3 protein-coding genes, 6 tRNA genes and 1 pseudogene are annotated in these 6,473 nt (G+C 41.4%); 9 read left to right on the top strand and 1 reads right to left on the bottom strand.

Annotated features, from left to right (window positions below; all coding sequences use genetic code 11):
* The first annotated feature begins 210 nt into the window (after positions 1-210).
* A complete protein-coding gene (locus HMPREF0106_RS16730) occupies positions 211-3,456 on the top strand; it encodes an efflux RND transporter permease subunit (protein WP_009039513.1) in 3,246 nt (1,081 codons plus the stop codon).
* Positions 3,457-3,505: 49 nt separating this feature from the next.
* On the opposite strand, the gene HMPREF0106_RS16725 is transcribed toward HMPREF0106_RS16730, so the two are convergent.
* Positions 3,506-4,063, bottom strand: coding sequence for an NAD(P)H-dependent oxidoreductase (locus HMPREF0106_RS16725; protein ID WP_009039515.1), 558 nt, complete (start codon positions 4,061-4,063; stop codon positions 3,506-3,508).
* Positions 4,064-4,239: 176 nt separating this feature from the next.
* On the opposite strand from HMPREF0106_RS16725, the gene nspC reads away from it, so the two are divergent.
* The 8 genes and pseudogenes from nspC to HMPREF0106_RS27765 all read left to right on the top strand — a co-directional run.
* Positions 4,240-5,379: a carboxynorspermidine decarboxylase gene (gene nspC / locus HMPREF0106_RS16720; protein ID WP_004313156.1), complete on the top strand. Its 1,140-nt coding sequence runs from the start codon at positions 4,240-4,242 to the stop codon at positions 5,377-5,379.
* Positions 5,380-5,497: 118 nt separating this feature from the next.
* A tRNA-Gly gene (locus tag HMPREF0106_RS16715) sits at positions 5,498-5,570 on the top strand.
* A gap of 34 nt (positions 5,571-5,604) precedes the next feature.
* Positions 5,605-5,686 (top strand) — tRNA-Leu (locus HMPREF0106_RS16710).
* A 23-nt stretch (positions 5,687-5,709) separates the two neighbouring features.
* A tRNA-Leu gene (locus tag HMPREF0106_RS16705) sits at positions 5,710-5,793 on the top strand.
* 19 nt (positions 5,794-5,812) lie between these two features.
* Positions 5,813-5,885 (top strand) — tRNA-Gly (locus HMPREF0106_RS16700).
* A 32-nt stretch (positions 5,886-5,917) separates the two neighbouring features.
* Positions 5,918-5,999: transfer RNA gene (locus HMPREF0106_RS16695), tRNA-Leu, on the top strand.
* Between the two features lie 37 nt (positions 6,000-6,036).
* Positions 6,037-6,112: transfer RNA gene (locus HMPREF0106_RS16690), tRNA-Gly, on the top strand.
* A gap of 152 nt (positions 6,113-6,264) precedes the next feature.
* Positions 6,265-6,473: pseudogene (locus HMPREF0106_RS27765) on the top strand (transposase); the annotation flags it as partial.

The raw sequence follows: 6,473 nt of genomic DNA on the forward strand, positions 1-6,473 counted from the left end.
AGGGCATAATTGTATACAGTTCCGCCCTTTCAGGGCTTGTGGCTGGTGTGTTTTTTTCGTAGGGCGTTGCCCTACGCTATATAATTAAGCCCTTTCAGGGCACCCCAATAAATATATAATTGTAAGGCTTTCAGCCTAACCGATAAATTCTCATTTAACTGCAAAATTCCCATTTTAACCGATAAATTCCCATTTATATAAATATTGATAATGCTAAATATGGATTCTGAAATAGTAAAATCTCTTAAGGCTTCTGCTTTCACATTGATTGTGGCTTTTGTCTGTGTGGCATTGGTTGGGCTGGCGCTCATTCCATTGTTGCCTGTCAAACTGAATCCGTCGCGGACCTTGCCCGGTTTCACGGTGAGATTCAGTATGCCCGGTACTTCAGCACGTGTGGTGGAAATGACGGCTACCAGTAAGTTAGAGGCAATGCTTGCCCGTGTGAAGGGTATTCGAGGGATTTCTTCCACTTCAGGAAACGGATGGGGAAGTGTCAGTGTGAATTTGGATAAACATGTGGATGCAGCGGTTGCCCGCTTTGAAGCTTCTACTATTATTCGTCAGACGTGGCCGGAATTACCGGATGGGGTGAGCTATCCGTATATTCAGATGCACAGTCCGGGGCAGAGTAATCAGGGGCCTTTTATGGCATTTACGATCAATGCACCCGCTACTCTTTTCTTAATTCAGCAGTATGCGGAAGAACATATAAAAACGCGTCTTGCACAGATTCCGGGAATTTATAAAATCAATCTTAGCGGAGCTACTCCGATGGAATGGCGATTGGAGTATGATTCGGAACAATTGCGTGCGCTTGGAATAAGTACGGATGATATTCGCCAGGCTGTCCGGTTGCATTATCAAAAAGAATTTTTGGGTACTTATGATGTAGAACAGGGTGCTTCGGGCAGACAGTGGATACGTTTGGCATTGGTTCCCGAGCAGGAGGGCAGAGAGTTTAATGCGGAGCGGATAAAGGTAAAAATGAAAGATGGTAAAATCATAGGTCTGAATGAGCTGGTGAAGGTTTCCCGTATGGAGGAGCAGCCACAAAATTATTATCGGATTAATGGGCTGAATTCAATTTATCTGTCGATTGTTGCAGAGGAAACAGCAAATCAATTGGCATTGAGTGAAAAGGTAAAAGCATTTATGGATGATAACCAGCTATTACTTCCGGCAGGATATGAGATTCACACCAGTTACGACGCAACGGAATTTATTCAGGAAGAACTGGGGAAAATTTATTTGCGTACGGGAATGACTGTAGCGATTTTGCTCCTGTTTGTATTGTTGATCACCTTTAGTCCTAAATATCTTTTTTTGATTGTAATCAGTCTGGCTGTTAATATGGCAATAGCTGTCATTCTTTATTATGCGTTCGGATTGGAAATGCAATTGTATTCTTTGGCGGGTATTACGGTTTCATTAAATTTGGTGATAGATAATACAATTGTAATGAGCGATCATTATTTGCGGCGTAGAGATCGGAAAGCGTTTATGTCCATTCTTGCAGCCACATTGACCACGATGGGAGCTTTGGTTATCATCTTTTTTCTGGATGAGAAGATACGTCTTAATTTACAGGATTTTGCTGCCGTAGTGATTATAAATCTGGGAGTATCACTGCTGGTTGCTTTATTTTTTGTTCCTTCTCTAATTGATAAAATAGGATTGAAACGAAGAAAGAAATCTTCTCTTTCAATCGTTAAATGGAAGATTGGGGAGGTGCGTTTCTTTGTGTGGATACGTTCAAGAATGCGTCGGCTTCCGGTTTATTTCAGTCGTTGTTACAGGTGGCTGATACAAATACTTTGCCGTTGGAGGGTGGCGGTATGTATTTTGTTATTGTTGGTATTCGGACTACCGGTATTTCTATTGCCGGAAAAGATGAAAGGTGATGATAGATGGGCGAAAACTTATAATCAAACGTTGGGGACCACTACTTATAAGGAAAAGGTGAAACCGATAGTAGATAAGGTGTTGGGAGGTACTTTAAGGTTATTTGTGCAAAAGGTATATGAAGGGAGTTACTTTTCACGTAATGAAGAGGTAGTGCTTCACGCCAATGCTAATTTGCCGAATGGAAGTACACTTGAGCAAATGAATACACTGGTTAAGAGGATGGAAACTTATTTGAGCGAATTTAAAGAGATAAAACAGTTCCAGACATCTGTAGAAAGTGCCCGCAGGTCATCTATCCACATCTATTTTTCGAAAGAACATCAGAAAAGCGGTTTTCCCTATACGTTGAAAGCGAATATGATTAGCAAGGCGCTTCAACTGGGAGGTGGAAATTGGACTATATATGGTTTGCAGGATCAGGGGTTCAGTAATGATGTACGTGAGAATGCGGGTTCTTTCCGGGTGAAAATGTATGGATATAATTACGATGCACTGTATGATTGGGTTGAAAAATTAAAAGCAAAGTTATTGTCTCACCGCCGGATTCGGGAAGTGACGATCGGATCTGATTTCTCCTGGTGGAAAGATGATTATATGGAATTCTACTTTAATCTGAATAAACAGCGGATGGCAGAGGAGGGGATTGGAGCCGGAAGGTTATTTTCTGCTATTCACCCGATATATGGGCGAAATATGGAAATAGGTTCGGTAATGGCGGAAGAGGGGACGGAAAAGATAAAACTTTCTTCGTGTCAGTCGGAAGATAGGGATGTGTGGGCAATGCAGTTTTATCCTTTTCAAATAGGAGAGAGGGAATATAAGCTTTCTGAATTGGCAACTGTGGAAAAAGGACAGATGCCACAGGAAGTGGCTAAGGAGAATCAACAGTATCGGCTGTGTTTGCAATATGAGTATATCGGTTCTTCGGAACAGGGAAATAAACTATTGAAAAAAGATCTGGAAGAGTTTAATGAGATTCTTCCGATGGGATATACTGCCAAATCGGAAGATAATAACTGGTCGTGGGGAGGAAAGGATAATAAACAATATCGTCTGCTTTTGATTGTGATTGCTATTATTTTCTTTATTACGAGTATCCTGTTCAATTCTTTGAAACAGCCGCTGGCCATTCTCTTTGTGATCCCAGTATCTTATATCGGTGTGTTTCTGACATTCTATTGGTTCAAACTGAATTTTGACCAGGGAGGATTTGCTTCTTTTGTTTTGCTTTGTGGTATTACGGTTAATGCGAGCATTTATATCTTGAATGAATATAATTCCGTTCGTAAACGTTTCCCGCGTCTATCACCGCTTCGGGCTTATGTGAAAGCTTGGAACACTAAAGTGATTCCTATTTTCCTAACAGTGACTTCTACCATTCTGGGATTCGTTCTTTTTATGGTAGGCATGGAAAAAGAAGGCTTCTGGTTTCCATTGGCGGCAGGTACTATCGGGGGATTGATAATGTCTGTAATCGGAGTGTTTATTTTCCTGCCAGTGTTTACATTGAAAAAGAAGTGTTTGGTGAAACCTAAAGCTATGCTTTAGCAACTGTAAAGCGTAGCTTTATCCTATCTAAAGCTACGCTTTATAAATCTTACCAATTGTTCCCTGCATTACTGTTACCGATAAGCATCTCCACACGTTGTTTATACAGATTTGCTCCTTCAGCGATATTCTTGCCGGCGTCTGCCGTTCCCATCCCATAAACAACAATAGGGGTTTGCCATGACATTCCCGAATGAATGGCACTTACCTGATAAGGACGTAATAATTCGTCCGTAGTGAAACGGTTTCTGCCTCCACTGCGATAAGCCTCGTATTCGGATCCCGTGGTCGTTACTACTGTCAGCGGTTTGCCGGCGACAGCCGGAGTCTTGGATAGAAAAGTAAAGATTTCATCCTGCCATTTCTTTAGTAATGACGGTGCAGACATCCAATAGAAAGGAAATTGATAGATGACAGCCGAGGCATCGGAAATGATTTTACTCCATTCATCTATATTGAAAGCGATTTCCTGTGACAGCTCGTAAAGATTGAAAACCGCCACTCCTTCCATGTCACTGACAGCATCAACTAATGCTTTGTTTGCTTGTGATTCCTTGATGTTAGGATGTGCCAGTAGAATCACTACTTTTCTTAAATCTTTATTCATTTTAATCGGGTATTTAGGATGATACAATACTTACTATAATATATAAGGTGTAAAAATAAGAAAAAGTTCGCGAAAACCAATATCTTAATTAAAAATAAAACAATCCCTCTTTGCTTTTGAATTTGTATTTTTGCATCCACGTTTGTAAGACGTCAGTTTAGATAATAATTTTATATATGATAGATTTTAATCAGTTTCCTTCTCCTTGTTATATCATGGAAGAAGAACTTTTAAGAAAGAACTTGTGTTTGATAAAAAACGTAGCCGACAGGGCGGGAGTGGAGATTATTCTTGCTTTCAAGTCGTTTGCCATGTGGCGTTCTTTCCCTATATTCCGTGAATATATAGCTCATTCTACGGCAAGTTCGGTGTATGAAGCCCGTTTGGCACTGGAAGAATTCGGAAGTAAGGCACATACATATTCTCCAGCTTATACGGAACAGGATTTTCCTGAAATAATGCGTTGCAGCAGTCATATCACTTTCAACTCGATGCAGCAGTTCGAGCGTTTTTATCCGATGGTGGTGGCAGAAGGAAGTGGTATTTCTTGTGGTATTCGTGTAAATCCCGAATACTCGGAAGTGGAAACAGAACTTTATAATCCATGTGCACCTGGCACACGTTTTGGGATAACAGCCGATTTGTTGCCCGATGTATTACCGCAAGGCATTGAAGGTTTTCATTGTCATTGTCACTGTGAATCTTCTTCGTATGAGTTGGAACGTACATTGGAACATCTCGAAGCCAAATTTTCCCGTTGGTTTCCACAGATAAAGTGGTTGAATCTCGGTGGTGGACATCTGATGACCCGTAAAGACTATGATACCGAACATTTGATAACACTATTGCAAGGATTAAAAGCACGCCATCCTCATCTGCGAATTATCCTGGAACCCGGTTCGGCTTTTATATGGCAGACGGGAGTGCTGACTTCCGAAGTAGTGGATATTGTGGAAAGTCGTGGAATCAAGACGGCTATTTTGAATGTCAGTTTCACTTGCCACATGCCCGATTGTTTGGAAATGCCCTATCAGCCTGCCGTGCGTGGTGCCGAAATGGGAAACGAAGGAAAATATATTTATCGTCTCGGAGGAAATTCCTGTTTGAGTGGTGACTATATGGGATTGTGGAGTTTCGATCATCCTTTGCAAATCGGAGAACGTATTGTGTTCGAAGATATGATTCATTATACGATGGTCAAGACAAATATGTTTAACGGAATTCACCATCCTGCCATTGCTATCTGGACCAAAGAGGGGAAAGCTGAAATATACAAGCAATTTTCTTATGAAGATTATCGTGGCCGAATGAGTTGATAATCAAAATGATTGTTTTGCGGTCGATGCAAAGTGAACAGATTTCTGTGAAAAAAGTAGGCAGAATGTTTGCAGGTTTACGGAAAATCCCTACCTTTGCAACCGCAAACGAAAAAATGCGGAAATAGCTCAGTTGGTAGAGCATAACCTTGCCAAGGTTAGGGTCGCGAGTTCGAGTCTCGTTTTCCGCTCATGTTTCTTTGAAATGTTGGAACAATAATCTTTGCCCAGGTGGCGGAATTGGTAGACGCGCACGTTTCAGGTGCGTGTGTCGAGAGGCATGCAGGTTCGAGTCCTGTTCTGGGCACAAAGGTTAAACTTTAAAATTATGGAGAGGTGGCGGAATTGGTAGACGCGCTACTTTGAGGGGGTAGTGACAGTTATGTCGTGGGAGTTCGAGTCTCCTTCTCTTCACAGTTTATGAAAGTGAAATGCGGAAATAGCTCAGTTGGTAGAGCATAACCTTGCCAAGGTTAGGGTCGCGAGTTCGAGTCTCGTTTTCCGCTCTTGTTTCTTTGAAATAATGGAACTAAGTTTTGCCCAGGTGGCGGAATTGGTAGACGCGCACGTTTCAGGTGCGTGTGTCGAGAGGCATGCAGGTTCGAGTCCTGTTCTGGGCACCCATCTTTCAGAATTCTGAATGACGAAATTTAGTTTGCGGAAATAGCTCAGTTGGTAGAGCATAACCTTGCCAAGGTTAGGGTCGCGAGTTCGAGTCTCGTTTTCCGCTCCATATAGACATAAGGTTGTCAGTCGATAAGATTGGCAACCTTTTTTTATTTATGATTGATGAATTCTGATTTATATATGGTTGAATAATCGTTTAATATTGGAGGCTCAGTCTGAAACCTTGGGGGATTGCGTTAAAATTCTTATTTTTGCATCATGAAAACATCCTCTTCCCAAACGATTGATCCTGTTGCTTCTTTAAGCTTGTTCTTGCCTTCAGGAATCCTTGATTATTTTACCCTAGTCAATCATGTTTCTCAGGATACTTGCTTTATTCTTTATTTAGAGGAGAAAGCCACTATTCCTGCTGAGTACTCAGATCTACATCTTCACTCAAAAGGTTTCCTCCCTGAGATTGAAGTTCA

This window comes from Bacteroides sp. D22, assembly GCF_000163675.1.
Lineage (GTDB): Bacteria > Bacteroidota > Bacteroidia > Bacteroidales > Bacteroidaceae > Bacteroides > Bacteroides xylanisolvens.